The following is a 23,226-nucleotide window of genomic DNA, read 5'->3' as shown; positions in this document are numbered from 1 at the left end:
GGAGAGCATGGATGGCCGTCGCGGAACTCACTCTGTCCAGCAAGAACTATTCCTCCTGGTCGCTGCGCGGCTGGCTCTTGTGCCGGCTCGCCGGGCTGAAGGTGGAGGAAAGGATCATCGCCATCGATGATCCGGAAAATCGCGCCGAACTGTTGCTCTTGTCCCCATCGGTGCTGGTGCCGCGCCTCACCCATGAAGGGGCGAGCGTCTGGGACACGCTCGCAATCGCGGAATATCTGCACGAACTCTATCCCCAGGTCGGCATGTATCCTGCCGAACGCATCATCCGCGCTCATTGCCGATCGGTCTCGGGCGAAATTCATTCGGGCTTCGCCAATCTGCGCTCTGCCCTGCCGATGAACCTCAAGGTTCGCCATGACCGCTTCCCGATCTTCTCGGGCGCCAAGCCCGATATCGAGCGGATCGAGACGATCTGGACCGAATGCCTGGACGCCTATGGCGGCCCCTGGCTGTTCGGCGAAAAGCCCACCGTGGCCGACGCCATGTTCGCACCGGTGGCGCAGCGCTTCCTCACCTATGCCGTGCCACTCTCACCCAGGTCGGCGGCCTACTGCGACACCATCAACGGCTGGCCGCTGATGCGCGAATGGATCGACGCCGCCCGTGCCGAACCTGACGATATCGAGGAACTGGATATCGAGTTCTGAAACGGCCCTTTCCCACGCCCTGTGCGGGGGTTAAGGCACGGGGATGAAACACGCCCTCCCCCTCCTGGCCCTTGGCCTTGCCACCCTGTCCTTCCCCGCCAATGCCCAGACCGATCCGGCGAAAACCGATCCGGCCAAGCTGGAACAGTCGGTCCGCACCATGGCATCCGACCTGTTTGAGGGTCGCGCGCCCGGCACCGTCGGGGAAGAGCGCACGATCGGCTATCTCGTCGCCCGCTTCGAGCAACTGGGGCTGGAACCGGGTGGTCCGGACGGCCAGTGGGTACAGACCGTGCCCCTGCTCCATACCCGCCTTGGCCAGTCGGAAAGCCTGTCGGTCGCGCAAAATGGCACCGCCACCCCCTGGACCTTTGGCAAGCAGGTTTATCTCTCGACCCTCCAGCCCAAGGACAAGGTCGCCGTTGCCAACGCGCCGATGGTCTTTGTCGGCTATGGCGTCTCCGCCCCGGAACGCGGCTGGGACGATTTCAAGGGCGTGGACCTGAAGGGCAAGATCGCCGTCTTCCTGATCAACGACCCGGACTTTGAAGCCGCGAAGGGCGAAGACCCGTTCGGCAAGTTCGGCGGCAAGACCATGACCTATTATGGCCGCTGGACCTACAAGTTCGAGGAGGCCGCCCGCCACGGCGCGATCGGCGCGCTGATCATCCATGACACGCCGGGCGCCGGCTATGGCTGGAACGTCGTCGTCAGCCCCGGCGGCGAGAATTACGACCTCGTCCGCCCCGCCGACAAGCTGACCAGCCTGCAGGTGCAGGGCTGGGTCGAGGGCGAGGCGGCCAAGGCGCTGTTCGCCGGCGCCGGTCAGGATCTGGCCGCGCTGCGCAAGCAGGCCCGCTCAGCGAAATTCAAGCCGGTCGAACTCAAGGGGGCCAGCTTCTCCGCCGCCTTCCCGGTCACCCAGGAAGTGGTGAAGAGCGCCAATGTCATCGCCCGCATTCCCGGCGCCAAGCGCCCGGACGAGACGGTCATGTATGGCGCCCATTGGGACGCCTATGGCAAGGGTGCGCCCGACGCGCAGGGCCGCATCTATCGTGCCGGCGCCAATGACGACGCGCTCGGCATGGCCGGCCTGTTCGAGATAGCCCGCATCTTCAAGGCCGGCCCCGCCCCCGATCGCTCGATCGTCTTCGCCGCCTGGACGGCGGAGGAACGCGGCCTGCTGGGGTCGGAATTTTATGCCCAGAACCCGGTCTACCCGCTCGACAAGACGGTCGCCAACCTCACCATCGACGTGCTCCAGACCGCCGGCAAGGCCAAGGACGTGATCCTGATCGGCAAGGGCCAGAATGTCCTGGAGGACGATCTCGCCAAGTTCGCGGCCAAGCAGGGTCGCGTCATCACCCAGGAAAGCCTGCCCGAACGCGGTCTCTTCTACCGCGCCGACCATTTCTCCATGGCCAAGCGCGGCGTGCCCGTGCTGCTGATGATGGGCCTTGCCGGTGCATCCGACATGGTCGACGGCGGCCGCGCCGCCGGCCAGGCATGGATCGATGCCTATACCGGCAAATGCTATCACCAGGCCTGCGACGCGGTCGACGATACATGGAAGCTGGATGGCGCCGCGCAGGATGTCGACCTGATGTATGACATCGGCCGCGACCTCGCCTTCTCGGCCCGCTGGCCCGAATGGAAAACCGGCTCCGAATTCAAGGCCATCCGCGACAAGAGCGCGGCGGTCCGGAAGTAAGCCCCTTACTCCCCTCCCTTCCAGGGAGGGGCCGGGGGTGGGCGCCTCCGCAGGAGGCTCACTTCGTTCGCCACCCACCCCTTGATCCCCTCCCTTGAAAGGGAGGGGAGATACTTATGCAGCGCTCAGCCGATACAGTCCCGCCCCATGCGGCGGCAGCGTCACCGATATCCGGTCCGCCTGCTGCCCCAGTGCCTGCCCGGCCCACAGGTCGCGCACCGCCACCGGACCGTTCAGCCCCAGATCGCGCAGCCTGATCCAGACCTCGCGCGGCTTGTCGCTAACGTTGAACAAGGCGACATAGCGATCCGCGCTCCCTTCCGCCTTCGCCGACCAGATGCGCCCGCCATCCTCGATATAATGGGGCTGATTGTCGGTGCTCGCCTGATTAACCGCGATCACCTCCTTGTTGGTCAGCAGCGCCAACGTCGCCGCATCCAGATGCCGCAGATCGCCGCCCATGATCAGCGGCGACCGCGCGATCGCCCACAGGGTCATCAGCGTCCGCTGCTCGTCCGGCGTGAAGCGGGTATCGCGCTCGCCCAGCGCCAGCCGCCCCAGCGGTAGCATGTCCGCATCCGGCCATGAACCCGGCCCGCGATAGGGCGTCCAGTTTTCCAGCCGGGTGAACTGCGCCTCCAGCATCGCCCAGTCATCCCAGAAATCGTCGGAAATGCGCCACATCTGCGCATATTTCCGCACATGATCGCCACGCATCACCGGCGTTTCGCCGGGCGAGAGGCTGAGGATGATCGGCCGCCCGGTAGCAACGATCGCCTTGTGCGCCGCCTCAATCTCCGCCGCATGGGCGTCATAGGGCCGGCTCATATCGTCCATCTTGACGAAATCGACGCCCCAGTCGGCATAGAGGCGGAAGATGCTGTCATAATAGGCCTGCGCGCCCGGCCGCGTCATGTCGACGCCATACATGTCCGGGTTCCAGCTACAGATGCTCTTCCTGTCGGCAATGTCTGCCGCGCGATATTTCGTCCCCAAGATCGGCAGATTCTGCTCCACCGCCGCGCGCGGAATGCCGCGCATCACATGGATGCCGAATTTCATGCCCAGCGCATTCACGTCCCTGGCAAGCTGGGTGAAGCCCTTGCCGCCGGCGCTGGAGGGGAAGCGATTGGGCGCCGGGATCATCCGGCCATAGCCGTCCATCGCCGGCCTGGGCTTGGCGTTGTAGGTATAGCTCGACGCCTCGGGCTCATACCACTGAATGTCCACGGTGAAGATGTCATAGCCGAAGGGCAGCAGCTTTTCCGCCATGATCCCGGCGGTCTCGCGCGCCTGCGCCTCGGTGATGGTGGTGGCAAAGCTGTTCCAGCTATTCCATCCCATCGGCGGACGCGGCGCCAGCACCGCTTTTCCCGCTTCCGCCGGAACTGCCCCCGCCCGCACTGCGCCAGCAGCCGCAAGCCCCGCCACGCCGCCCGCGAGCATATCGCGGCGGCTGGCCTTCCATGTCATCCTCATCATTTGTCGGAGTTAATAGGAAGGCGACAAAAATAGCAACAGCCGTTCGTTTCGAGCCTGTCGAGACATCCGGCCCCAAACCGCCTGCACGAGTGCACCAGCCATCAAAAGACCAAGATGAGCGGCTAGCGGACACTCCCCTATTTCGTCACCCCAGCGAAGGCTGGGGTGTGGACTCACGTTTGAAGTGCAACATGTGACTGACATTGAGAGAATGCCTCGGCGGGCGTTTTGAAGTCGAGGCATTTCCTGGGCGTATGGTTATATTGGTGGGCGGCAGCGAGAATGCTTGCCTGATCGATGGCGTCGAGGTTGGTTTTGCGCGGCAGGAAGCGGCGCAGTCGCCCGATTGAGTAGCCCCTAGTTTTCTAGACGCCTTCTGCTTTCAAAATCTGCTGCCGTTCGAACTGTGCGGGGGACAGCATCCCGTTCCTGACCTGCTTGCGCACCGGGTTGTAAAACATCTCGATGTAATCGAACACGTCCTGCCGGGCTTCATCGCGTGTTTTGTAGGTGCGGCGCCGGATGCGCTCACGCTTGAGCGAGGAGGAGAAACTCTCGGCGACGGCGTTGTTATGGCAGTTGCCGCGCCGGCTCATCGAATGCTCAAGATTGTGAGCCCGGATGAAGGCCGCCCAGTCCATGCTGGTAAACTGCGAGCCCTGATCCGAGTGGATCAGCACCCGTTGCTTCGGCTTGCGCCGCCATACCGCCATGTGCAGCGCCTGAAGCACCGCATCGGTGGTCTGCCTGCTCTGCAGCGACCAGCCCACCACGCGGCGGGAATAGAGATCAATCACGACGGCCAGATAGGCAAAGCCCTCCAGGGTCCGGATGTAGGTGATGTCTGTCACCCAGGCCCGATCGGGGGCAGCGACGTCGAACTGCCGGTCCAGAGTATTGTCGACCGCCAGGGATGGCTTGCCGCTATAGCTCCCCGGCCGACGCTTGTAGCCGATCTGCGCCTTGATACCTGCCAGCCTGGTCAACCGGGCAACACGGTTTGGGCAGCAGGTCTCGCCCTGATCCAGCAGGTCGTCGTGCAACTTGCGGTAGCCATAGACTTTGCCGCTGTCGTTCCAGACTTGCCGGATCAACTTCGTCTGCCGAACATCTTCCCGGGCCCGTTGGCTCAGCGGGTTCTTCTGCCAGGCATAGAAGCCGCTGGGTTGGATGCGCAGGCACCGACACATCGATCGAACCCCGAACTGGTCACGATGCTCGGCAACAAATGCGTATCTCACTTTGCATCCCTGGCGAAATACGCGGTGGCTTTTTTTATGATGTCGCGCTCCTCGGTCACCCGAGCCAGCTCGCGCTTCAACTGGCGGATCTCAGCATCCTTGCCGGCATCGCCAGGCACCACCTTCGCCAGTTGCCGCTTCCATGCCTACAGCGAATGCTGACTGACGCCGAGCCGCTCGGAAACCTCCGATACCGGATACCCGCGCTCGGTGATCTGGGCCACCGCATCACGCTTGAACTCATCGCTGAAATTGGGCTTCCCCATCGTCGTCTCCTGTCCTCAAAATTAGGATAGAAGGCGTCCAGAAATCTAGGGGCTACTCAATGATACCCTGCCGCCTTACGTTGCATCCTTCGACTTCAAACGGGTGACCATTCAAGGGGCGACTCCCGTTTTTGCTGATCGTCTTCTAGGGTTGGGCTTCGGGAAGATCGCTGACGGTGCCGGATTCGAATTTCGTTGCTCAGGGCCAATGGCATTTGAGGAATTTGCTGCCCTCGCAGCAAAGCTTCGCGACATGGAGTTAGCTTTCAGCGCGGGGCCAGGTTGGTCGCCTAGCGAAGTTATGAACGACCTCCGGGACCGAGGGCTATGCCGCGGTTCTTACACGCAAATCTCATGGACCGGGCCGGAGCAATGGAGCCTGCAAACTTGCTGATTGACGTCGGCTATTCATAGTAAATCAGAGTCAGCCCAAGGTCTATTTCTGGTCGTCATCCACCTTTCCGGATTAGCCGATTTACTAGCCACCGAACCGCTAGCCCTGTGATGAGCGCAACCGCAGCGGATGGCAGCATGACGTGCGACCAAAAGCCCTTACCGCATGGAATATCAGGTGCGCAGTCACCCAAGCCCTCCACCATTAAGAGGATGGTGAAGATCGGAAGGGTGATGAGCAACGACATGCCGCAGCCCCACTTGCCACCCCGCGTTCCACCACCCCGGTATCTGCCGTCATCCATCCATCGATATTACCCAGCGAACGAATGTCCGCTAGTGGCATCAAAAAATCGACCTATGAGCGGCAATAGATGGTCGTCAGCCGTCAAAGCGCGACGCCGACATTGCGCCCATTCTCCCGCGCCACCCCGCCCCTATCCGCACGCCACCTTTCTCCCTATCTACTCCTCATGCACCGCCTGTTCGTCGCCACCCGTCCGCCTGCCACGATCCGCAGCCAGCTTCTGGCCCAGATGGCCGGCATCCTAGGCGCGCGCTCGCAGGATGATGGCCAGTTGCACCTGACCCTGCGCTTCATCGGGGAAGTGGATCGCCATCAGGCAGATGATATCGCCGATGCGCTCGCTGGCGTCCGCTTCCAGCCATTCACCATCACGGTCGCCGGCACCGGCTATTTCGATCGGCGCGGCGTGGTCGACACCTTATGGGCCGGGGTGCAGCCGCGCGATCCGCTCGCCCATCTTCATGCCAAGGTGGATCGCGCCTGCACATCGACCGGCATCGCGCCCGAAGCCCGCGCCTATCTGCCGCACATCACCCTCGCCCGCTTCAGTCGGCACGGCGGCGACATCGCGCCCTTCCTGGCGCTGCACGCCGGCCTTGCATCGCCCGCCTTCACCGTGGACGAATTCAGTCTCTATGAAAGCCGGCTCGGCCATGCCGGCTCGAGCTATCACATAGTCGAAACCTATCGCGCAGACGGTCATCCCGGCGTCCGCGACGATTGACGCGGACGCCGGGGCAATCATGGCTCAGCCGACGCTCAGCACGCCACAGGCGACGCGGCCGCCGGCATTACCGGTCGGGTCGCTCTTGTAATCGTCGGCCTGGGCATGGATCACGATGGCCGCGCCATCGGCATCCAGCAGCGGCGTCGCGCCGTCGCTGATCGTGCCGCCTGGCACGACATATTCGATCTCGCCGCTGCCGTCAGGCTTGGCCTGCATGTTGGGCATGTCGCCCATATGCATGCCCTGCGGATTATCCTTGCCATGCTGATGGCTGGTCGGGTTCCAATGCCCCCCCGCGCTGGTGAAGTCCGGCCCCGTACAGACGCCGGTGGTGTGGATATGCACCGCGTGGATGCCCGGCGTCAGCCCCTGCGCCTTGACCACCACATGCAGGCCATCGCCTGCCTGGGTCACCACGGCGGTGCCGCGCGCGCTGCCATCGCCAGCGGCCAGCTTGGCCTTGGCGGTCGGCGCGGCGGGCGCGCTCTGGCTGGTCGCGGCACAGGCCGTCACGGCAGCGAGCAAAGGCAGGGCAAGGAACAGGGCGGCGGTCTTCATGGCAAACTCCCGATCACGGAAACAACTGCGCGAACGCGGCAGACGCGTCTTTGTTGCCGATCCGATCCGGTTTGTCATGCCCTTCTGCATATCGTTCGCAATAAAAGCAGGGAGATAGCATGGCATCCATGCTGACGCCCCTCCTTCACCGCCCCCAAGAGCCGTCCGGAGGCAATAGCCTGAAATCGCGATGTGTCATATGTCAGGCCGAAGCCCGGTAGCAATCCGGATCGCAGCGTTATCGGTTCGCCCCGGCAAATAGCTGGCCGGCCATGAGCGCAGACATGATCAGCCGCCCATGCGCCGATCGTCTACGCTGCCCAGCACATGACATGCCGGACAGATATCCATTCCCCCCCGGATCGCGACAGACTCCAACGCACGACAGGTCAGCGCGCGCGACGCAGGACAAGAAAAAGGGGCCGATCTTGCGACCGGCCCCTCTTCATATTCCATCCCGAAGGACGGAAATTTCTTACTGACCCGAACCCGGACCGTAGCTGATTTCCACGCGACGGTTCTGGACTTCGCGAACGCCGTCCGCGGTGTCGACGCGCGGCTTCGATTCACCGAAGGCCTGGGTGGTCATCACACCGTCAGGGATACCCTTCGAGGCGAGATAGGCCTTGGCGGCGTCAGCGCGACGCTGCGACAGACCAACGTTGTACGAGGCTGCGCCCGAACGGTCAGCGTGACCGGCCAGCATGACCTGGGCGTTGCCGCAAGCGCTGTAGGCCGAAACCGCGTTGTCCAGAATGGTGGCGGCGTCAGGCGTGATGTCCGACTTGTCCCATTCGAAGAAGACAATGTACGGCCCAGGCGAGCATTCCGGCGCCGGCGGGGGCGGCGGAGGCGGCGGCGGGGGCGGCGGGGGCGGCGGGGGCGGCGGGGGCGGCGGAGCAGGCTCAGCCGGAGCGCCGAAGTTGTAGGTCAGGCCGAGCAGCAGGCTGTGCGTACGCAGCTTGGTGCTGGCTTCCGAACCGGCGGGGCCACCGATGGTGGTGTAGGCCGGGATCAGCTTGATGTCGTCCTGGTTGAAGAAGCGATACTTCAGCGAGACGTCGACATTGTTGGTGACCGGGTAACGCACGCCGGCGATCGCCTGCCAGGCGAAACCGGTGTCGCTGTCGTTCACCAGGTCGTTGGCCAGCTTGCCACGCGACACGCCGACACCGCCGCCGACGAAGCCCTGCAGGCCGTCATCGGGACCAAAGTCGAGCAGGCCGTTCAGCATGAACGAGAGGGCCGAGGCCGCACCGCCGAAGCCGCTATCGTCGAGGTCGACCTTGGCGCGCTTGTAGGCAGCTTCGGCTTCGAGGCGGAAGCCGCCGAAGTCGTAGCCGATATTGGCGTCGAAATCATAACCCTTATGGTAGTCAGCCGCCACGGTGTTGCTGGCTACGGTACCGTTACCGGGGGTGAAGGTGATGTCCTGATCTTCAACGATCATTACGCCGGCGTCGACGCCGACATACCAGCTGTTGTCGCGCGCCAAGGCCGGGGTGGCCAGGGCACTGGTCGCAAGCGCAGCCGCGAGGGCAAGCTTCCGCATTTGAATTCCCCTTTCAAAAGTGTCACGAAGGACTGCTGAAACCATGTATCGGCAAGAAGGTTTCATGGCAAGTCCACAATTCGTGAAACCGTTGCAAAAATAACGCAGTAGGGACATCCCCCAGGCTCGCCTCCAAGCTAATACCTACCCCTCTCCATGAAAAGATCGCCGATACTCCAGAATTACATGGAGATCAGGCCATGAGCCTGCAAAGCGGCCAATATCGCGGCAATTGCGCCACGACTCTCGCTATCGACGGTCGTTCCACCGGTTGGCCCGGTGATCGCGGGCTGGCGCGCGCCGACAATTTGCTGGCCGGCGACATAAAATCCTTCGCTGCGCACCGCATCATCCCGCCATGCCGTACCGTCATGCACCATGGCATGGCCGCGATCCGTCACCGCCAACCGCAATCCGGCGCGTGGCGCGACGAAACGCCAGCCGCCTTCGGTCCAGCCAGCGACATGTTCCTGCCGCCCGGCCCAGGCACCGCTCGCCCCCGCCGCCACGATCCAGCATTGCCCGGCAACCGGCGCCGTCGGCGGCACAGCCAGGTCGGCGCTTTCCGCCACCCCGTGCAGCAGCATGTCGATCCGCGCCAGCGCCTCATTATGCATGATTTCCTTCTGCGCCTGCCCGGCATGGAGCAGCGGCAGCGCCCAGCGATCGCTCGTCTCGTTCATCATCCTCGCCTCCTCACAGCAGCATCTCGATCATCCCCGGCCGCCCCAGCGCCCGCGTGCCGACCTGCCGCACGTCCATGCTCAGCGGCCCGCTCACGCCATCCATCGCGATCATCGCCGCATCATAGGTCCAGCCCGGTTCCGTCACCTCGGCCCGCCGCACCAACCGCGCCCCGTCCAGCACCCGCAGCTCATAGCGCTCGCTTTCCTCCGCCAGCGGCACGTCGCCACCACTGCTCCATCGCCATCCCGCCCGGCTGCGCCGGGTCCAGCCGATCCGCCATCCGCCTGCTCCGTCCAGCACCGCGTTCAGATGCACCGGCGCCGGCGGCACCAGCGCCGCGCCGTCGATCATGACTTCCGCCGTCGCGGGTTCCACGTCGCCGATGCCGATCGCCAGCAGACGCATCGCCGCGCCGATATCCCCCTCCATCCCCGCCACCGCCAGCGGATCGACCAGCCGGTCCGCCTCGATCAGCAGGAAGGGCGTGCCAGCCTCCTGCCCTGCCATCGCCCATTCCGTACCGCGCAGCCCGCGCCGCAGCGCCTCCAGCCGATAACTGGCCGGCCCGGTCCGCACTGCCCGGCCGAACTGGACCAGTTCCTGCCCCACCAGGCACAGATTGCGCCCCTGCGCCAAGGCCGCGCCGTCCGCGCTCGCCAGTTCCATATCCTCGGCCAGCAATGTCACCGACAGGCTGTTCACCATGTCGAGCAGCAACGTGCTGCCCGGCGGCAAGGCGGCGTCGATCTGCCCCATCACCGCGCGCAGCGCCGTCCGCCCGATCGGCTCGGCGGTCCCGCCCGCATCCAGCGCATAGAGCGCCGCGCTGCGCCAGCCCGGCCCGCCGCTCGCCGCCGCCACCAGTTGCGGCCCGTTCGCCACCCCCTCGGTCAGGCGCGGCAGGTCCGCCAGCATCAGCCGGGTGGGACCATGCGGCGCATCCAGCTGCCGCACGATCTGGCCCGACGACACGCTGCCCGGCGCGCTCCCGCCGGCCCCCGCCAGCCGCCGCAGCGCCAGCCGCACCGCCATCGCCTCCCATTCCCGTTCCTCGATCCGCCACAGCCCCGGCGCATCGGCCAGCGCCACGATCATTCCCGGCTCCAGCACCAGTGCCCGCCAGTCGCCGCGCACCGTCATGCCCCTCGACCGCCGCGATCCAGCCGCTGTGCAGCACCAGCCCGACCCGCTTTTCGCCCGGCGCAAAGCTGACCGCCCCGCCCCCGGCCGACGACGCCATCGGTTCGCGCACCAGCCGCCCCTCGCCATCCAGCGTGCCGCTGCCCGCCTCCCACGCCGCCGGATCATCCACCCCGACGATCATGTAGGGAAAGCGCGCGCGCGCCCCCAGCGCATCGGCAAAGGCGCGGTAGCCCGCCAACGCCCCGCCCAGCAGCAATGGCCCATCGCCGACATCGAAACAGACCTCGCGCACCAGGTCCGCCATCACCCATTCGCTGATCGCCCCCTCACTGATCACCACGCCCCGCTCCCCCACAAAGCAAAAAAGCCCCTCCCCTTCAGGGGAGGGGTTGGGGTGGGGGCTGTCCCCCACCCCCGACACCGTTACGAAGCAGCAAACTTCATCAGCTTGCCGCCGGCTCGTTTACGAAGCGGCGAACTTCATCAACTTGATCGCCTCGCTGTTCGCCACCGCGCCACCGATCCGCTTCACCGCGTAGAAATGGACGAACGGCTTGTTGCTGAACGGATCGCGCAGGATGCTGGTGTCGCTGCGTTCGGCGATGACATAGCCGGCCTGGAAATTGCCGAAGGCGATCGACAGGCTGTTCGCGGCGATATCGGGCATGTCCTCCGCCTCGACCACCGGATAGCCCAGCAGCGTCGCCGGCTGCCCGGCCGCCAGCCCCGGCTGCCAGATGAAAGCGCCGTCGCTGGTCTTCATCTTGCGGATCGCCGCCAGCGTCGCCGAGTTCATCACGAAGCTCGCCCCCTGGCGATAGGGCGCGCGCAGGCTCTGGACCAGGTCGATGAGCTTATCCTGCGGGTTGGTCGCGGCAAAGCCACCCGCTGCGCCCGACGCCACATATTGCAGCGATCCGAACGCGCGCACGCTGTCCGCCTCGCTGGTGGTGGTATAGGTCAGGAAGCCCTTGGGCTTGTTGGTGCCATTGCCGTTGACGAAGGCCTCTCCCTCCGCCACCGCGAACTCGCGGGCAATCTCGCCCGCCAGCCAGCCCTCGACATCGAATTGCGCGTCGTCCAGCATCGCCTGGCTCGCCGCCGGATTGGCGTACAGCTCACCCGATGGCGGCGCGATCTCGTTGAAGCTCGGCGTACCCGTCTCGGCCCGCGCGCCGGTCTCGCTCGCCCAGCCCGACACGATGCCGCCGGCCGTCACCAGCTTGCGATAGCCCGCCGTCCCGGTCCGCACGACATTGGCGATACCGCGGATCGGCGAGATCGCCTTCAAGGTCGAACCGATCAACTGGTCGATCTCGCGCGGCACCGCATAGCCGCCCGCCGCCCCGCTGGCGCCGGAAAAGCTCTTCAGCTCCACCCCCGCTTCCAGTCCCTGCCGCAGATAGCGCTCGACAAAGGCGCCGCGCGCCGGGTCGACCTCGCCGCCCTTCACCCCATCGAGCGCCGGCCGCCCCATCTGCACCCGCATCGCCCCCAGTTGCGCCTCCAGCGCCGCGATCCGCTCGCCCTGCGCCACCGCCTCGAAAGCGCCCTCCAGCCCGTCCGTCACCACTTCCGTCATAACCATCTCCCGCTTGCCAAAACGAAAAAAGGCGGCCCCAATGGGACCGCCCTGAAATTATCCGCAATAGAAATGAAACTACTGAGGAACTCCAAGCCTAATTGCCATGGATTGTTCAGACACGTTAAAAGTCTTTGCTAACTGCGCAACGCTTGTCACACCGTTAGATATAAACTCATTTAATTTCTCACGTGGCATCAAAATATCTGCTGCCAAACGGTTTGCTTGAGCTTCCACGGAATTCGACAATCCAGACCTCAAAAGAGCATCATCCGTAATTCCATCACCTATCAAATGAGGGTGAAGGATTACGTGAGCAATCTCATGAGCAATAGTAAATCTACGGCGCACCTCCGGGTGATCCTGATTTACGAATATGTCAAAACCACCACGACTCTCTGGATTTTTGCGCACCATTCCAGACAGATCAGATGGCCAGTTCGGAACCTTATAAACTTTAATCCCAAGTTCATTGGCAATATCAACCGTTTTAACCGGAATTTTTCGTTGATGCTCTCGAACCACGTCGAGAGCGGCGTTGAGATTAAGCATCTGTCGCTCCCGTTTCTTCAACTGCGCCGGCAATACTCACTTTGGAAGGATCAAAAGACGGCTGGACCTCCGAAGCTCCTCCGATATGGGGCGACGGATTAAAATTGTCACCATTTGTTTTGGCTGCAGGTGCCGCCGCGTAATAATTTTGCGCAATACGACGAGCTTCATCCGCAGCGACGCGAGCCGCCTCATCCAATGCTTCACGCCGTATCATCCAAAATCCCATGAACGCGAAAACCGCGAGCAGCAACCCTCCAACTGTGAGCAAAAATGAGACTAAATCCAGACGACCAATCATCTGTGCTGCAGCAATGCTGTCATAAGAGCGCTGCCCAGCCAAGCAGACTGATGCGCCTTCACTTATTTTCCGTAGGTTGGAACCAAAAGCGAGAGCAATCCAAATGACAGCGTAACGGAAACCGTCAAAGCGATCAGAGCGATGAAGCGCCAAGATTTAAGGCTCATGCTCCCAATCTAAGCAGAATAATTTCGTTGGTCAAAAGCAATGATCCCATTTAGCCCCCTCCACCCCGATCACCCGCGCCAGCGGCTGCATCGGGTGCGTCACCAGGCTCACCTCCACCAACTCCAGCGCCAGCAATTCGCGCGGCCCCGCGCCACGCGCTGCCTTCACGCGGTAACCAAAGCTCAGGCCATCGACCGCGCCGGCCGCCAGCATCGCCGCTGCTTCCCGCCCCGCCGCGCTCGCCCGCGACACGCGGCCGATCACCCGCAGGCCGCGCCGGTCCTCGCGCGCCATCTCGATCCGGCCGATCGGCGCGCCGGGCCGATGCTGCCACAGCAGCGGCACCTGCGCCGCCGTCACCGCGCCGAATGCGCCCGGCCGCACCACATCGCCGCCCCGGTCCACCCGGTCGAAGATCGCGGCATAGCCGGCAAAGCGCAGCGCCCCGGTCTCCTCCCGCCCGCTCATCCCTTCACCAGCCCGATGAGGCCCATCTTCACCGCCATGCCCAGCAGCATCAGCGCCATGACGATCCGCACTGCCCAACCGATCGCCGCCCCGCGCGCCGCCTTCTTCGCGTCGCGCCAGGCGCGCAGCAGCTCGCGCAATTCCCGCATGTCGGCCTCGGCCCGCCGGTCCTCCAGCCCCAGCCGCGCCAGCGCCCGCCCGGCGCCCAGTTCGCTCGCCTCCTCGATCAACGCCCGGATCATGACGATATCCATCGGTGCGCCCTCGGCCTGCGCCACCAGCCGCGCCAGCATCTCCTCTTTCATGGTTCCGCCTTCCCTTGGGCGCCGCGCGCCCCTATCTGGGCCCGCATGAAGCGCACCCCTCGCAAATTGCTGATCGCCCTCGTTATCCTCGCGCTCGGCCTCATCGCCTGGCATTTCGGCCTGTTCCGCGCCGGCGACTGCCTGTTGCAGGGCGGCAGCTGGAACATGGACAACGGCTTCTGCCGTCTCGACAGCCTCGCCCGGCCCCTGTGAAGTGGGGGTGAAGCGGGCGCTGCTCGGCGGGCTGCTGGTCCTGATCGCCGCCGCCCTCTGCCTCTGGCAAAGCGACTGGCTCGCGCAGGATCGCTGCCTCGACAGCGGCGGCCGCTGGACCGCGCAGGGCCATTGTCAGCGCTAGCCGATCCCCAACATCGCCTTCTTCTCCTCGGCGGTCAGGAAATCCGCCCCCGCCACCCGCTCCCACAGCGCCGCGCGCTCGTCCGACAGCGCCGGCACCGCGTCCAGATCCGGCGCCAGGCTCAGCCCCGGCCACCAGCCCTGCAGTCCCTGCGCCAGTCCCGCGCCGATCTTGCCGACCAGCGGCAAGATCGTCTGCCGCCACAGCGCCTTGTTCGCCTCGCGATAATTGGCGTAGCTATTGTCGCCCGGCAGCCCCATCAGCATCGGCGGCACGCCAAAGGCCAGCGCGATCTCCCGCGCCGCCGCCGCCTTCAATCCGACAAAGTCCATCTCGGCCGGCGACAGGCTCATCGCCCGCCAGTCGAGCCCGCCCTCCAGCAGCATCGGCCGCCCGGCATTGGCCGCGCCAGAAAAGGCAACCTCCATCTCCCGCTTCACCCGCTCGAACTGGTCGGGCGCCATCACCGATCCGTCGCCCGGCGCATAGACCATCGCGCCCGAGGGCCGCGCCGCATTGTCGAGCAGCGCCTTGTTCCACACCGTCGCGCAAGTGGTGGCAGTTATACACACTTAAAATCCGCAGATTTCTGCGGATTTTCGACCAAGGCTGTTTTCTGATTGAATTTTAAGGCTGAACGATAGGGGGGATCGTCTTTTAGTAATCCGCCTCGTCATCACGGGTATAAAGCACCTTCATTCGTATTCTGGCGCGTGAAACCTGTTCCCAGTTTTGCCCTCTGACGATATCGTGAGCCACCAGAATACACTCTTTCGCCTCTTCTGGATTTGTGCGTCCTAGCCACTCTCTGGTTTTGGGCTTTTTAAGGTCGTAAACGGCGATTTCTCGCGCTTTTCGTTCAACTTTGGAAGCTATGCGCGGATCGACCCCTAATGTGAATGCAAGGCTGAGTGTGTCTTCATTGCCAGTCTGGAGGTTTCTGGCACGAGTCTCTGGATTATTCGCTTTGCCAATTTTGCAGCTTCCGCGAGATTCATTGTGCAGAACGTAAATAAAAGTCACGTTGTCACCGCCGACCTTGCCACCGCTCATAGCTTAATTTTCCAACACTGGTTCTAAAGGGTCAGCCCAGCCTTATGCACGGCGTCTGCGTCACGCCTAGCTACAAATGCGCCGTTGCTCGTTGAACTTTGGCCAAACGACGGTCGTGCCGCTTTGGACCATGGCGCAATTGATCTCCGTGTTCGCTTCATTCCAGCAAACGGCTGTTATGCGGTTGTAGCTGGTGCCAACCTGCTCGCACTGTAGCGTTTGGCCAGCCGCTAATTCAGTCAGCTTTGCCGTTGCTGCTGCGCCTGATGCAGATGGACATGGATGACCTGGGCTACAGGATTCATCCTTTTCACGCGCAGCGACAGCATGGAGGCGTATCCTATTGCCATCCACACAGCGAAGCGTGTCGCCGTCCGTGATGCTCTTCACAGCGCAGGAAAAGCGGTTGGCTGAGGCATTGTGCGTCTCTTGCGATGGCGCATTGGTGGGCCAGAAAAACACGATGCAGAACGCGGCGACTACCAGCAGTCCCGCAAAGCCATAAATCTGCCATGCGGGCATTGCGCGCTTCTGAGGCTGTTGCCAGCCATTAGAACGTGGCTGCCATTTATGCCGCCGTCCATAGGGGCGCATGTAGTTCCAGAAGAAGAGCGGGACCAACACAGCCAACGACGGCACGATGACAAACAAGCCAGACATGCTGGTGTTTTTCTCGATCCAAACGCCGCCCGCCAAAGCACCAACGATGGCAAGCTCTATCAAGAATCCCTGCTGAGAACGCCGCCCCATCGCCACTTAACTCCCCCCAATGCAATCGTGCGTAATTGCATTTTTGAACGATGGCTACCGCTTGTTAAGCCGCTGGTTCATATCAAGCAGGCTTCTGAGAATCTGGAGGACTTGGCAGACTAATGGCTAGGCAGCTTCACGAACTGACCGTCGATGAAATCAACATAATGATCGCCAACTACGATAAGGCTGGCGTCACTGAGGGGGGCAAATGGCCACGGGTTGAACTGGCGCTGGAACTGCAACGGAGGAAAGCCTCGCCGTATCCGCTGATCGAAGTTGCTCGCAAAATCCTGACTATGAGCCATGCGTCTGACGATGGGCGTGTCAGCTATGGCGACCTTTGGCTGGAATTCAATGAAGGGCCAATTCCCCCAGGACAGGCTTGGGCGCGACCTATGCTGAATAGCTTGGAAGCGCTGGGCGTGTGGTGCTTCGATCGCAACCTTCCCCTCATCAACATTCTGGTTGTGAACGGTAAGACGCGAGAAGTCGTAGAGCAGACAGTGCAAGCGATGTGGGGCGCTGCGGTTGTGCGCGGCTTCCCTGTTTCAGACGACCTACGAGAGTTTGCGTTGGAACAGGCCAATGCCGCACTTGCGCTGGACGGCCTTGTCATTGAGGCAGCGTTCGAGAAAGATGCGAGCCTGACGGCATAAAGGCATCCATCGCTAACCTCACTTGAACAGGCTCAATTGGTTTGGGTCTGGGATCGCGGGATAATCAGAAAGCCGCTCAAGGATGGAGTTGGCAAGCTCTGTGGCGGCTTTCTCCCTCATTTCCTCGTCAGGCATGGTGATACCAACACGCGCCCACGCAGGGGCATGAAGGATGGCCTCTGATAGCTGATGGGTGTCGATTCGTTCCATGCGCCCATGAGAACAAATGACGAACGAATTGGCAAGCGGATTGCACCATGCCTTATTGAGATCGAAACCAGTCATTACCGATCTGTTCGGCATCCACTTTGATCGATTTCACCCTGTAAGGGGCGCACGTCGCTATTTCGACGGCATCAGGGTCGAAGACTGCGATATTAAACCCATCATCATCGCCAAACTGGCTCTTGTAGGCGATGGCATCGTAGCCCCTGCTGCGGAATAGCTCTGCTAGAATTTGAGTGGGAACATAGTCTGCGGCATCATCTGAGAGTGTCACCGGCTTTGAAAATGCATTGTCGATACCCGTCCACACAGCAGACTTCTTGTCCTCTGCTGACGGCTCCAAATCTGTATTAAGGAATTTGAACTTGAAGGATGACTTGCCGTGGCCGAGCGACAAATCTAACGTGCGAAGCGGCTTGAGGATTTTACAGCGAGCAACTGACACCTCTGCGCCAACCCAAGGGCGAACCTCTGAAACAGCCGTGTCGAGGTTGCTACCAATATAGAGGACAGGAATGCCAGCGGGGTTGGCGCGCCCCTCTTTGGCGCGATTTATCAACGGCTTCATGCGGCTACCACCAAAACCATAGACGTCTTCGCCTATCCAGTTTCCGTCGTCGTCCTGTCGGTCTACCCATTCAACGCCGCGCTGAGCGCGATAGAAAATGCGCCCCGCCTGTAGAACGCCGTCTCGCTGGCTGATTGTAGCCACAACCGTATCTAGGAATGCTTGGACTTCATCACTCCAAACATAGCGGCTGGAATGGCGAACTCGCTTAGCAAAAATCTCGTAGCTGCGCCACGATGCGAACTCAGGGATAGAGGGGTCATCCAGCGTCACAGTAGAGCCTATGAAGATTGTTATGGGCGTAGAGCCTCATAAACGACACCCTCAACGAAGAGAAGGACGCTATCTTGTTGATTTCCACTGAGAAGTGACCCGGGTTTTCCATCGAGAAGTGACCCGTCTGCGGATTATGTTTCGGGTGTCATGGGTGGGTCAACCCGTGGTTTTCTCCTTTGGGTTCTGGCCTGCTTGGCAGAGCTGTTTTTGAAGCGGAAGCTATCGTTGCCGGTCTCCAGGATGTGGCAGTGATGGGTAAGCCGATCGAGAAGCGCCGTGGTCATTTTGGCGTCGCCGAACACGGTGGCCCATTCGCTGAAGCTCAGGTTTGTGGTGATGATGACGCTGGTGCGCTCGTAGAGTTTGCTCAGTAGATGGAAGAGCAGCGCGCCACCTGAAGCACTGAACGGCAGATATCCAAGCTCATCCAGGATAACGAGATCGGAGTGCAGGAGGCGATTGGCGATCTGACCGGCCTTGCCCTGTGCTTTTTCCTGCTCGAGCGCATTGACCAGTTCGACCGTCGAGAAGAAGCGGACGCGCTTTCGATGATGTTCGATGGCCTGGATGCCCAGCGCCGTTGCCACATGGCTCTTGCCGGTGCCAGGACCGCCGACCAGCACGATATTGTCGGCGATGTCGATGAAGTCGCAGCGATGCAACTGACGCACTAGAGCTTCATTGACCTCGCTACTGGTAAAGTCGAAGCCGGCCAGATCGCGATAGACAGGGAAGCGCGCGATCTTGAGCTGATAGGCCACAGACCGAACCTCCCGTTCTGCTGTCTCGGCTTTGAGCAACTGGGAGAGGATCGGGATGGCGGCTTCGAAGGCTGGAGATCCCTGTTCCATGAGATCGGTGACGGCCTGCGCCATGCCATGCATCTTGAGGCTGCGGAGCATGACGACGATGGCGCCGCTGGCAGGGTCATGACGCATGACGCTTCTCCTTGCGCAGATCATCATAGCGTTCGACATTGGCCATCGGCTCGCTGACCAGTTTGAGCGCCTGGGGCGCCGTCACCGGCGGCGTGGAGATCGGTTTTCCGTCGACCAGCCTATAGAGCAGATTGAGGATATGGGTCTTGGTCGGAACGCCAGCCTCCAGCGCCATGGTGACCGCCGTCAGCACCAGTTGCTCATCATGATGAAGAACCAGCGCCAGTATTTCGACCATTTCCCTGTCGCCGCCGGGATTGCGCAACAGATGTCGCTGCAGACGCTGGAACGCATCGGGTAGCTCAAGGAAGGGCGCTCCGTTGCGCAGGGCGCCGGGTTTGCGCTGCACGACCGCCAGATAATGGCGCCAGTCATAAACCGTATGACCTGGACCGTCGTGAGAGCGGTTGATGATGCGCTGATGTGCGCAGATTGGCTGCCCCTCGGCGACGACCTGGAAGCGATCAGGATAGACGCGCAGGCTGACAGTGCGATTGGCGAAAGAGGCCGGTACGCTGTAGCGATTGCGCTCAAAGTGGATGAGGCAGGTCGGCGATACCCGTTTGCGATATTCCACAAAACCATCGAAGGGCCTGCCCGCAACCATCAGACACTCAGATTCATCGGCCCAGGCATTGGCAACCGACCCGGGTTCGATCCCGTGAGAGATGTCCTCCCATAACGCCTTGCAGCGCTCCTCCAGCCACAGGTTCAGCGCATCAAGGCTCTCGGCCTGCGGCGTGGGTTGCCACAGACGGTGCCGCGCATCCTGGACATTCTTCTCGACCTGCCCCTTTTCCCATCCCGCAGCCGGGTTACAGAACTCGGCTTCGAACAGATAGTGGCTGACCATCGTCAGAAAGCGTGCGTTGACGGTGCGTTCCTTGCCACGCCCGACCTTGTCGACGGCCGTGCGCATATTGTCATAGATACCCCGGCGCGGCACGCCGCCCAGCACGCGGAAGGCGTGATTATGGGCGTCGAACAGCATCTCATGGGTTTGCAGAAGGTAGGCGCGCACGATGAATGCCCGGCTGTAACTGAGCTTGAAGTGCGCGACCTGCAGCTTGGTCCGAACCCCGGCAATGATTGCCCAGTCCTCACTCCAATCAAACTGGAAAGCTTCCCCCGGCGCGAACGACAGGGGCACGAATGTCCCACGCCCGCCAATCTGTTGCTGGCGCCGATAATCTTCGCGCCAGTCCCGAGCAAAAGCGGCAACCCGGTTGTAGGATCCTTCATAACCCAGGCTCACCAGATCGGCGTGAAACTGCTTGATCGTGCGCTTCTGCTTGCGCGATCGGCCCATCTCGCGCCGCAGCCAGGCCGCCAGATGCTCAGCAAATGGATCCAGTTTGCTTGGTCGATCAGGCACCTTGAATCGCGGATCGATCGTCTCGGACCGCAAATATTTGCGGATCGTGTTGCGTGATAGTCCGGTGCGCCGCGCTATCTCCCGGATCGGTAGATGATCGCGAAAATGCCAGCGCCGGATAACGCTCAATAACGCCATGTCCAACACTCCATATACCCTCGCTTGCCAAAGCCAGGGACGAGTTCAACATGGGTCAATTCTTAGTGGAAATTTACGCCCTACCCGGGTCACTTCTCAGTGGAAATCAACACGAATTCGTAAAGTGCTGCGCCTTCCTCGCGATTCGCGCCCTTGAATGCGCTTTTGCCGTCATCGCGAAGCTGCTCTACGACATTCCAGCCACGTTCTTTGGCAAAGGATGCGCCATAGCCAAGCTGGCGCTCTATGCTGATTCCCTCACGCTGAGCGAGCGAACTGAACCGCGCATACAAATAGGCGGGCTTGGATTTTTGCGCGTTAGGGAAATCGTGATCGTGCTTGGCCATAGTGGCGCGTTCCTAACCAGTTAGCGTTAGAAATGTGTGTATAACCGTCACCGCATTGGCGGCATTGTGGATCGCCACCGCCCCCGCCGCCGCGCCGACACAGCCCAAGCCATAATGATCGTCGAGCGGATGGAGCGCGCGGATATGGAGCAGGCTGGTCCGCCCGGCGCCATCCTCGGGCGACAGCCGGGTCACGCTCTCGCCCACGCGATAGAGATAGGCCGCCGGCCAGCCGCGCGCATTCGCCTCCACGCTCACCCGCTCGGGCCGCAGCGCGAACAGCTCGGCCGGCATCCCGTCCGCGCCCGCAATCACCTGCACATAGCCATTGCCGTGCAGCAGCACATGGCTCGCCAGCGTCTCGATCAGGCCCTGCCCGGCCGACGCCCGCGCTACCAGCGCCCCGATGCGGGCCGCCGCCTCGGCGCCAATCCCGGCCTCCACCCCGCCAACCTTCAACACGCACGCCCCGGCCCCTTCGGACACCAGCCGCATCGCCCGCTGCGCCACCGGATTGCCGATCACCCCGGCGCGCAGTTGCGCCTCATAGCTGGCCGGCCATTCCCCCAGCGCCACCGCCCCCGATCCCCAGGCCCGCGCCAGCACCGGCCGCCCGGCTTCCAGGGCCGCCGCCTTCGTTCCAAACCATTTCATCCGAACATCCCCCTATGCAAAAAATCCTCGCCCCTTCGGGGAGAGGATAGGGAAGGTTGGCGGCGCCAGCCGCCTACCGAAACTTGGAGAGGGGCACGCCCTTGCGGACCGACCCGCCTTTACAAAAGCCAGGCAGCGATCAAATCTGCGCCCATGCCCCTTGCCCCGATCCTGCTCATACTCGCCCAGGCCAGCGGGCCGGTCGCCACGCCCCTCGTCCTGCCCACGACCCAGGATTATGCGCTCGTCGCCCTGCCGCCCGCATCGACCGGTGCCGCCACCGTCCGCATCACGCGCCGCCCCAACAGCGACCAGTTGGATTGCACCCCCTCGGCCATCACCGGCGGCACCGCCATCGCCGTGGCAAGCTGCCGGCTCGCCATGATGAAGATGGGCTGGATGGCAGCGGTGAAGGACAGAAATGGTCAGGATGGGACGATCCCGGTCGTCCGCCTGTTCTGGGAGCCGGCACCATCGACTTTCCAGGGCGACATGGGTGGCGCCACGCCGATCGCCCTCGACGGCAAGGCGCCGATCGCAAGCGACCCGGACAAGGCAGCAACCGCGCTGCAAAGCGATTATACCGTCCGGCTCGACGCCACCGGCCATCCCCGATCCTGCCGCATCACCCAATCATCCGGCACGCGCCGATATGACGACACCGCCTGCCTCGTGGCGATGGGCCAGCGCTATCTGCCGGCGCTCGACGACCAGGGCCGACCAAGGGAAACCGAGGTAAAATCCTGGGTTCGGTTCACGGATCGATAAAGGGCCGACACCCCCTCCGCTTCGGAGCATCCCCCTATGCAAAAAATCCTCGCCCCTTTGGGGAGAGGATAGTGGAGGTTGGCGGCGCCCAGCCGCCTACCGAAACTTGGAGAGGGGCACGCCCTTCGGACTCGCCCGCCCAAAATATTGCCACCCTGTTTCCAGCGCCGCCCAGCCCTGCTAATCAGTCGCAATATCCAAGCCAGAGACCTGCCCTGATGACCGCCCCCTCGCCCCTCCTCACCCAGACCGCCGACCAGATGCGCGCGCAGCTCGCTGCCTCGCCGGAAGCCGCCGCCGCGCTGATCCGCGCCGGTGCCGAGGCCGGCCTGCCCGACGCCCAGGCCTATTATGGCCAGCTGCTGCTCGACGGTCAGGGCATCGCCGCCGACCCGGCCGAAGCCTTCCGCCACTTCGGCCTCGCCGCCGCCTCGGGCCATGTGATGGCGATCAACATGGTCGGCCGCTGCCATGAAAAGGGCTGGGGCACGCCGGTCGATCCGGTCGCGGCCGCCGCCTGCTATCGCCGCGCAGCCGAAGCTGGCCTCGACTGGGGCATGTATAATTGGGGCAGCGCGCTCGGCCTCGGCGCGGGCGTCGCAAAGGACGAAGCGGCCGCGCTCGGCTGGTTCCAGAAGGCCGCGGCCCTCGGCCATGCCAAGTCGATCAATTTCCTCGGCGCCTTTCATGAGGAAGGCCGCCTCCTCCCCCGCGACATGGACCGCGCGGACGAATGCTATCGCATCGCGGCGGAAGGCGGCGATTTTCGCGGCCAGTTCAACCATGGCCGGCTGCTGGCCGACGCCGGCAACATCGCCGCCGCCACCCACTGGATGCAGACCGCCGCCACCAGCGCCACCCCCGCCTTCCGCACCATGATGCGCGACCATCTCGCCGCCTCAGCCCACGCCGCCCTGCGCGCACTGGCCGCCGATCTGTAAACGCTTCGGCCTTAGAAAAATGTCGTCATTCCGAACCTGATCCGAGAGCCCTTAGGCCCTTGCAT

General features: G+C 62.7%; 26 protein-coding genes and 3 pseudogenes. 9 read left to right on the top strand and 20 right to left on the bottom strand.

Translation table 11 applies throughout. The annotated features are described in order from the left end of the window. Positions 1-11 precede the first annotated feature (11 nt). Both HH800_RS04335 and HH800_RS04330 read left to right on the top strand, forming a co-directional pair. Positions 12-668 carry a glutathione S-transferase gene (locus HH800_RS04335; RefSeq protein WP_004207782.1) on the top strand — a complete coding sequence of 219 codons (657 nt, stop codon included), beginning with the start codon at positions 12-14 and terminating at the stop codon, positions 666-668. 43 nt (positions 669-711) lie between these two features. Continuing rightward, entirely contained in the window at positions 712-2,379 is a 1,668-nt protein-coding gene (locus tag HH800_RS04330; RefSeq protein WP_125999030.1) for a M28 family metallopeptidase, read from the top strand. 114 nt (positions 2,380-2,493) lie between these two features. Here HH800_RS04330 and HH800_RS04325 read toward each other — a convergent pair whose 3' ends face one another. Continuing rightward, positions 2,494-3,852 carry a glycoside hydrolase family 27 protein gene (locus HH800_RS04325; RefSeq protein ID WP_169860290.1) on the bottom strand — a complete coding sequence of 453 codons (1,359 nt, stop codon included), beginning with the start codon at positions 3,850-3,852 and terminating at the stop codon, positions 2,494-2,496. A gap of 374 nt (positions 3,853-4,226) precedes the next feature. Continuing rightward, positions 4,227-5,368: pseudogene (locus HH800_RS04320) on the bottom strand (IS3 family transposase). Between the two features lie 866 nt (positions 5,369-6,234). Between HH800_RS04320 and thpR the strand changes: the two are divergent. Continuing rightward, on the top strand, positions 6,235-6,792 hold the full coding sequence (gene thpR, locus HH800_RS04315) for an RNA 2',3'-cyclic phosphodiesterase (protein ID WP_169860289.1): 558 nt from the start codon (positions 6,235-6,237) through the stop codon (positions 6,790-6,792). 24 nt (positions 6,793-6,816) lie between these two features. On the opposite strand, the gene HH800_RS04310 is transcribed toward thpR, so the two are convergent. The 4 genes from HH800_RS04310 to HH800_RS04295 all read right to left on the bottom strand — a co-directional run bounded on the left by HH800_RS04310 (position 6,817) and on the right by HH800_RS04295 (position 10,726). Further along, positions 6,817-7,353, bottom strand: a complete 537-nt coding sequence (locus HH800_RS04310; protein WP_048939630.1) for a superoxide dismutase family protein — start codon at positions 7,351-7,353, stop codon at positions 6,817-6,819. A 475-nt stretch (positions 7,354-7,828) separates the two neighbouring features. Further along, positions 7,829-8,905: an OmpA family protein gene (locus HH800_RS04305; RefSeq protein WP_010338218.1), complete on the bottom strand. Its 1,077-nt coding sequence runs from the start codon at positions 8,903-8,905 to the stop codon at positions 7,829-7,831. 182 nt (positions 8,906-9,087) lie between these two features. After that, positions 9,088-9,591 (bottom strand): DUF2793 domain-containing protein, encoded by a 504-nt coding sequence (locus tag HH800_RS04300; RefSeq protein ID WP_169860288.1) that lies wholly within the window; start codon positions 9,589-9,591, stop codon positions 9,088-9,090. Between the two features lie 10 nt (positions 9,592-9,601). Next, entirely contained in the window at positions 9,602-10,726 is a 1,125-nt protein-coding gene (locus HH800_RS04295) for a hypothetical protein (protein WP_235682016.1), read from the bottom strand. Here HH800_RS04295 and HH800_RS04290 point away from each other — a divergent pair. Then, a complete protein-coding gene (locus HH800_RS04290; RefSeq protein ID WP_169860287.1) occupies positions 10,705-10,920 on the top strand; it encodes a hypothetical protein in 216 nt (71 codons plus the stop codon). The genes HH800_RS04295 and HH800_RS04290 overlap by 22 nt on opposite strands. A 278-nt stretch (positions 10,921-11,198) precedes the next feature. On the opposite strand, the gene HH800_RS04285 is transcribed toward HH800_RS04290, so the two are convergent. From HH800_RS04285 to HH800_RS04265, 5 genes are all read right to left on the bottom strand, one after another. Continuing rightward, positions 11,199-12,317: a phage major capsid protein gene (locus HH800_RS04285; RefSeq protein ID WP_169863234.1), complete on the bottom strand. Its 1,119-nt coding sequence runs from the start codon at positions 12,315-12,317 to the stop codon at positions 11,199-11,201. 78 nt (positions 12,318-12,395) lie between these two features. Further along, on the bottom strand, positions 12,396-12,869 hold the full coding sequence (locus tag HH800_RS04280; protein ID WP_169860286.1) for an ImmA/IrrE family metallo-endopeptidase: 474 nt from the start codon (positions 12,867-12,869) through the stop codon (positions 12,396-12,398). Continuing rightward, entirely contained in the window at positions 12,862-13,323 is a 462-nt protein-coding gene (locus HH800_RS04275) for a hypothetical protein (protein ID WP_169860285.1), read from the bottom strand. Before HH800_RS04275 ends, HH800_RS04280 begins: the two co-directional genes overlap by 8 nt. Positions 13,324-13,368: 45 nt before the next feature. Further along, on the bottom strand, positions 13,369-13,806 hold the full coding sequence (locus HH800_RS04270; protein WP_169860284.1) for an HK97 family phage prohead protease: 438 nt from the start codon (positions 13,804-13,806) through the stop codon (positions 13,369-13,371). Further along, a complete protein-coding gene (locus HH800_RS04265; RefSeq protein WP_169860283.1) occupies positions 13,803-14,111 on the bottom strand; it encodes a DUF6127 family protein in 309 nt (102 codons plus the stop codon). The genes HH800_RS04270 and HH800_RS04265 overlap by 4 nt, the downstream gene beginning before the upstream one ends. A 45-nt stretch (positions 14,112-14,156) precedes the next feature. Between HH800_RS04265 and HH800_RS04260 the strand changes: the two genes are divergently transcribed. Together HH800_RS04260 and HH800_RS04255 are read left to right on the top strand one after the other, a co-directional pair. Then, positions 14,157-14,324: a hypothetical protein gene (locus tag HH800_RS04260; protein ID WP_007715198.1), complete on the top strand. Its 168-nt coding sequence runs from the start codon at positions 14,157-14,159 to the stop codon at positions 14,322-14,324. A 1-nt stretch (position 14,325) separates the two neighbouring features. Beyond that, on the top strand, positions 14,326-14,469 hold the full coding sequence (locus HH800_RS04255) for a hypothetical protein (RefSeq protein WP_169859717.1): 144 nt from the start codon (positions 14,326-14,328) through the stop codon (positions 14,467-14,469). Here the strand turns inward: HH800_RS04255 and HH800_RS04250 are convergent. The 3 genes and pseudogenes from HH800_RS04250 to HH800_RS04240 form a co-directional block, all read right to left on the bottom strand. Further along, positions 14,466-15,017, bottom strand: a pseudogene (locus tag HH800_RS04250) (phage portal protein); the annotation flags it as partial. The gene HH800_RS04255 and the pseudogene HH800_RS04250 overlap by 4 nt on opposite strands. 109 nt (positions 15,018-15,126) lie before the next feature. Further along, positions 15,127-15,522 (bottom strand): GIY-YIG nuclease family protein, encoded by a 396-nt coding sequence (locus HH800_RS04245; protein WP_169860282.1) that lies wholly within the window; start codon positions 15,520-15,522, stop codon positions 15,127-15,129. 66 nt (positions 15,523-15,588) lie between these two features. Then, positions 15,589-16,278 (bottom strand): thermonuclease family protein, encoded by a 690-nt coding sequence (locus tag HH800_RS04240; RefSeq protein WP_169860281.1) that lies wholly within the window; start codon positions 16,276-16,278, stop codon positions 15,589-15,591. Positions 16,279-16,394: 116 nt separating this feature from the next. Between HH800_RS04240 and HH800_RS04235 the strand changes: the two genes are divergently transcribed. Then, on the top strand, positions 16,395-16,931 hold the full coding sequence (locus tag HH800_RS04235; protein WP_021227452.1) for a hypothetical protein: 537 nt from the start codon (positions 16,395-16,397) through the stop codon (positions 16,929-16,931). An 18-nt stretch (positions 16,932-16,949) separates the two neighbouring features. Here the strand turns inward: HH800_RS04235 and HH800_RS04230 are convergent, their stop codons facing one another. The 6 genes and pseudogenes from HH800_RS04230 to HH800_RS04205 all read right to left on the bottom strand — a co-directional run. Continuing rightward, positions 16,950-17,141: a DUF6771 family protein gene (locus HH800_RS04230; RefSeq protein WP_021227451.1), complete on the bottom strand. Its 192-nt coding sequence runs from the start codon at positions 17,139-17,141 to the stop codon at positions 16,950-16,952. Between the two features lie 52 nt (positions 17,142-17,193). Continuing rightward, entirely contained in the window at positions 17,194-17,997 is an 804-nt protein-coding gene (locus tag HH800_RS04225) for an RES family NAD+ phosphorylase (protein WP_169860280.1), read from the bottom strand. A gap of 134 nt (positions 17,998-18,131) precedes the next feature. Then, on the bottom strand, positions 18,132-18,938 hold the full coding sequence (gene istB / locus HH800_RS04220; protein ID WP_069338825.1) for an IS21-like element helper ATPase IstB: 807 nt from the start codon (positions 18,936-18,938) through the stop codon (positions 18,132-18,134). Further along, complete coding sequence (gene istA / locus HH800_RS04215) at positions 18,928-20,451, bottom strand: IS21 family transposase (protein WP_086485527.1); 1,524 nt, start codon at positions 20,449-20,451, stop codon at positions 18,928-18,930. Before istA ends, istB begins: the two co-directional genes overlap by 11 nt. An 89-nt stretch (positions 20,452-20,540) precedes the next feature. After that, complete coding sequence (locus tag HH800_RS04210; RefSeq protein ID WP_169860279.1) at positions 20,541-20,798, bottom strand: recombinase family protein; 258 nt, start codon at positions 20,796-20,798, stop codon at positions 20,541-20,543. A 57-nt stretch (positions 20,799-20,855) separates the two neighbouring features. Beyond that, a pseudogene (locus tag HH800_RS04205) lies at positions 20,856-21,452 on the bottom strand (phage portal protein); the annotation flags it as partial. A gap of 153 nt (positions 21,453-21,605) precedes the next feature. Here HH800_RS04205 and HH800_RS04200 point away from each other — a divergent pair. Both HH800_RS04200 and HH800_RS04195 read left to right on the top strand, forming a co-directional pair. After that, positions 21,606-22,220, top strand: coding sequence for an energy transducer TonB (locus HH800_RS04200; RefSeq protein WP_169860278.1), 615 nt, complete (start codon positions 21,606-21,608; stop codon positions 22,218-22,220). Positions 22,221-22,438: 218 nt separating this feature from the next. Then, positions 22,439-23,161 (top strand): tetratricopeptide repeat protein, encoded by a 723-nt coding sequence (locus tag HH800_RS04195; RefSeq protein ID WP_169860277.1) that lies wholly within the window; start codon positions 22,439-22,441, stop codon positions 23,159-23,161. The last annotated feature ends 65 nt before the right edge of the window (positions 23,162-23,226 follow it).

The sequence above is a fragment of the Sphingobium yanoikuyae genome (assembly GCF_013001025.1).
Taxonomy (GTDB): domain Bacteria; phylum Pseudomonadota; class Alphaproteobacteria; order Sphingomonadales; family Sphingomonadaceae; genus Sphingobium; species Sphingobium yanoikuyae_A.
Note: the sequence above shows the minus strand (reverse complement) of the source record. Positions and strands in the feature narration are given on the sequence as shown.

Excerpts from the sequence above, each read along its gene's own strand:
- HH800_RS04335 (WP_004207782.1), top strand. The coding sequence starts at position 12 with ATGGCCGTCGCGGAACTCACTCTGTCCAGCAAGAACTATTCCTCCTGG.
- HH800_RS04330 (WP_125999030.1), top strand. The coding sequence starts at position 712 with ATGAAACACGCCCTCCCCCTCCTGGCCCTTGGCCTTGCCACCCTGTCC.
- HH800_RS04325 (WP_169860290.1), bottom strand. The coding sequence starts at position 3,852 with ATGACATGGAAGGCCAGCCGCCGCGATATGCTCGCGGGCGGCGTGGCG.
- thpR (WP_169860289.1), top strand. The coding sequence starts at position 6,235 with ATGCACCGCCTGTTCGTCGCCACCCGTCCGCCTGCCACGATCCGCAGC.
- HH800_RS04310 (WP_048939630.1), bottom strand. The coding sequence starts at position 7,353 with ATGAAGACCGCCGCCCTGTTCCTTGCCCTGCCTTTGCTCGCTGCCGTG.
- HH800_RS04305 (WP_010338218.1), bottom strand. The coding sequence starts at position 8,905 with ATGCGGAAGCTTGCCCTCGCGGCTGCGCTTGCGACCAGTGCCCTGGCC.
- HH800_RS04300 (WP_169860288.1), bottom strand. The coding sequence starts at position 9,591 with ATGATGAACGAGACGAGCGATCGCTGGGCGCTGCCGCTGCTCCATGCC.
- HH800_RS04285 (WP_169863234.1), bottom strand. The coding sequence starts at position 12,317 with ATGACGGAAGTGGTGACGGACGGGCTGGAGGGCGCTTTCGAGGCGGTG.
- HH800_RS04280 (WP_169860286.1), bottom strand. The coding sequence starts at position 12,869 with ATGCTTAATCTCAACGCCGCTCTCGACGTGGTTCGAGAGCATCAACGA.
- HH800_RS04270 (WP_169860284.1), bottom strand. The coding sequence starts at position 13,806 with ATGAGCGGGCGGGAGGAGACCGGGGCGCTGCGCTTTGCCGGCTATGCC.
- HH800_RS04265 (WP_169860283.1), bottom strand. The coding sequence starts at position 14,111 with ATGAAAGAGGAGATGCTGGCGCGGCTGGTGGCGCAGGCCGAGGGCGCA.
- HH800_RS04260 (WP_007715198.1), top strand. The coding sequence starts at position 14,157 with ATGAAGCGCACCCCTCGCAAATTGCTGATCGCCCTCGTTATCCTCGCG.
- HH800_RS04245 (WP_169860282.1), bottom strand. The coding sequence starts at position 15,522 with ATGAGCGGTGGCAAGGTCGGCGGTGACAACGTGACTTTTATTTACGTT.
- HH800_RS04235 (WP_021227452.1), top strand. The coding sequence starts at position 16,395 with ATGGCTAGGCAGCTTCACGAACTGACCGTCGATGAAATCAACATAATG.
- HH800_RS04230 (WP_021227451.1), bottom strand. The coding sequence starts at position 17,141 with ATGGAACGAATCGACACCCATCAGCTATCAGAGGCCATCCTTCATGCC.
- istB (WP_069338825.1), bottom strand. The coding sequence starts at position 18,938 with ATGCGTCATGACCCTGCCAGCGGCGCCATCGTCGTCATGCTCCGCAGC.
- istA (WP_086485527.1), bottom strand. The coding sequence starts at position 20,451 with ATGGCGTTATTGAGCGTTATCCGGCGCTGGCATTTTCGCGATCATCTA.
- HH800_RS04210 (WP_169860279.1), bottom strand. The coding sequence starts at position 20,798 with ATGGCCAAGCACGATCACGATTTCCCTAACGCGCAAAAATCCAAGCCC.
- HH800_RS04200 (WP_169860278.1), top strand. The coding sequence starts at position 21,606 with ATGCCCCTTGCCCCGATCCTGCTCATACTCGCCCAGGCCAGCGGGCCG.
- HH800_RS04195 (WP_169860277.1), top strand. The coding sequence starts at position 22,439 with ATGACCGCCCCCTCGCCCCTCCTCACCCAGACCGCCGACCAGATGCGC.